This window comes from Microcystis sp. LEGE 08355 (assembly GCF_015207185.1).
GTDB classification, from domain to species: domain Bacteria; phylum Cyanobacteriota; class Cyanobacteriia; order Cyanobacteriales; family Microcystaceae; genus Microcystis; species Microcystis panniformis.
The window spans coordinates 1-2,209 of the sequence record NZ_JADEXI010000698.1 but is presented as its reverse complement, the minus strand read 5'-3'; the positions used below and the strand labels follow the sequence as shown (position 1 = coordinate 2,209).

The 2,209-nt window shown below is 47.3% G+C and carries 2 protein-coding genes and 1 pseudogene; 1 reads left to right on the top strand and 2 read right to left on the bottom strand.

The genetic code is table 11. The features are described 5' to 3' along the window. Positions 1–61 precede the first annotated feature (61 nt). Positions 62–706: a hypothetical protein gene (locus IQ242_RS23060; protein WP_193961554.1), complete on the bottom strand. Its 645-nt coding sequence runs from the start codon at positions 704–706 to the stop codon at positions 62–64. Positions 707–808: 102 nt separating this feature from the next. Between IQ242_RS23060 and mnmA the strand changes: the two genes are divergently transcribed. Continuing rightward, complete coding sequence (mnmA, locus tag IQ242_RS23055; RefSeq protein WP_008201212.1) at positions 809–1,867, top strand: tRNA 2-thiouridine(34) synthase MnmA; 1,059 nt, start codon at positions 809–811, stop codon at positions 1,865–1,867. An 89-nt stretch (positions 1,868–1,956) separates the two neighbouring features. Here the strand turns inward: mnmA and IQ242_RS26465 are convergent. Then, positions 1,957–2,082, bottom strand: a pseudogene (locus IQ242_RS26465) (phycobilisome rod-core linker polypeptide CpcG); the annotation flags it as partial. Between the last annotated feature and the right edge of the window lie 127 nt (positions 2,083–2,209).

Genomic DNA, 2,209 nt, shown 5'->3' with positions numbered 1-2,209 from the left:
CTACACCCCACACCCTACACCCCACACCCTACACCCCACCAACAGACTTTTTCAGTAAACCCTAATTATTGAGGGTAATAATCTGAGCGCTAAAACCCTGTTTAGTTAACTCTTGTACCCGTTGTTTAGCTTGGTATTGTTGCTGAAATAACCCCGCTTGAATAACATTTTCTCCCGCGCGGATAAATGCGAGGGGTTCAATTTCTTTAATTTTTGCCAACGCTGCTGCACTATTACTCCTAACTTCAACGCGAAAGAGTTGATTAGTAGCAATAACCCGCTGCTGTGGTGGGGGAGAAGGGGGTTTATTGGCGCGATTTTCAGGTCTGGGTGCCGGTGGATTGACAGTTGGACGAGGATGATTATTAATCACCGCAGCATCGGCGGGACGCACGGTAGCGGGAGCTTGAAAAACGTATTCTCTCAGGGGTTGATTACCGGAAACTGGGGCAGCCACCGGGGGGCGAACTGATGGAGAATTAACGAGGGGTAAATTTAAGGGTGAACATTGGGAACAATTAACAGCACTGGGACTGTCTGAACGTTTAGTTGGTTGTCTCACCGCCGGCGGTGGGGGCAAACGACGACCGGGATAAAGATTCTGGGCAAAAGATAAGTTTGCTTTTAGCAGCAGCGTTCCTTGAGCGATTATCCCGACTTTTAACCAAAATAGGCCCGAGAAAAACAGTAGGTTTGTTCTCATCATGCTGGTTTGTCCTCACACGAAATTTGGGTACACCATGTCCAAATTTTAAAGTAGGAGATGCTAGTCTAGAAAGTATATTGGTTAAAAATCATTACAAGATTTATGGGAAAAGTTGTTGTCGGTCTATCGGGGGGAGTAGATAGCTCTGTTGCCGCTGCCGCCTTACACGCTCAAGGTTATGATGTTATTGGCTTGACCCTGTGGTTAATGAAGGGTAAAGGTCAATGCTGCTCCGAGGGGATGGTAGATGCGGCCTTTATTTGTGAGCAGCTGGGTGTTCCCCATCATATCGTCGATAGTCGCGAGCTTTTCCAAAAAGAAATTATTGATTATCTGGTTTCCGGTTACGAAGCGGGAATCACACCGCTCCCCTGTTCTCAGTGCAATAAAGCGGTAAAATTTAGCCCGATGCTGCATTATGCTAGGGAAACCTTGCAAACGGATACTATTGCCACCGGTCACTACGCTAGAATTCGTTTTTCTCCCGAAAATAACCGTTATCAACTGCTGCGCGCCGTCGATAAAAATAAAGATCAATCCTATTTTCTCTATGATCTAACTCAAGATGTACTGCGTGGGACTTTATTTCCCTTGGGAGAACAAACCAAGGCAGAAACCCGCAGAATTGCCCAGGAATTCGGCTTAAAAACAGCAGATAAACCCGATAGTCAGGATTTGTGCTTGATTGAAGCTCACGGAACGATGCGATCGTTCTTGGATAAGTATATCGCCGTTAGTGAGGGCGATATCGTCGATCTCGATGGCAAAGTTTTGGGTAAACATAGCGGTATCCATCATTATACGATCGGACAACGCAAAGGCATCGGCATCGCCGCCGCCGAACCTCTCTATGTGGTAAAACTTGATCCCGTCATGAATCGGGTTATCGTCGGTAATCGCGAAAGTGCCGTTAGTGCCGCTTGTCTTGTCGGACGGATGAACTGGGTTTCTATTGCTGAACCTACCACCCCTATCCGCGCTCAAGTACAGGTCCGTTATCGTTCTCCGGCTGTTCCCGTCAATGTTATTCCCCTAGAAAATAATCAAGTGAAGCTGGTTTTCGATGAACCACAATTTAGTATCACCCCAGGCCAAGCAGCCGTGATTTATGAAGGGGAAATCGTCCTCGGTGGGGGGATTATCTCAGGAGCAACCCCATAGGGAGAGCCACCAATTCACAGGATAACCTGATTATGGTTCGCAGGTCATTCTGCCAATTAGGGACTCTCCCTGGCAGGTTTAGCTAAAAATTAACGACGGGGTACAGAAGCCTCGATGTTAATATTCATAGCGGAGATTCTTGGTACAGGATTGCCTTTGGCGCTACCGAGACCCCGGGCCATAGCCAAGAAGCTGGAAGGATCGCCAGCTTTGGGTTATGGTAAATATTTTGACATCCTCGCCGCCCTAAAAGTGCGGCGATTCCTAAACCTCACGATTTAAGTTTCTGCTTCCACCACCGTCGCATACCACAGTTAAAAAACCATGTACTGTCTTACACAG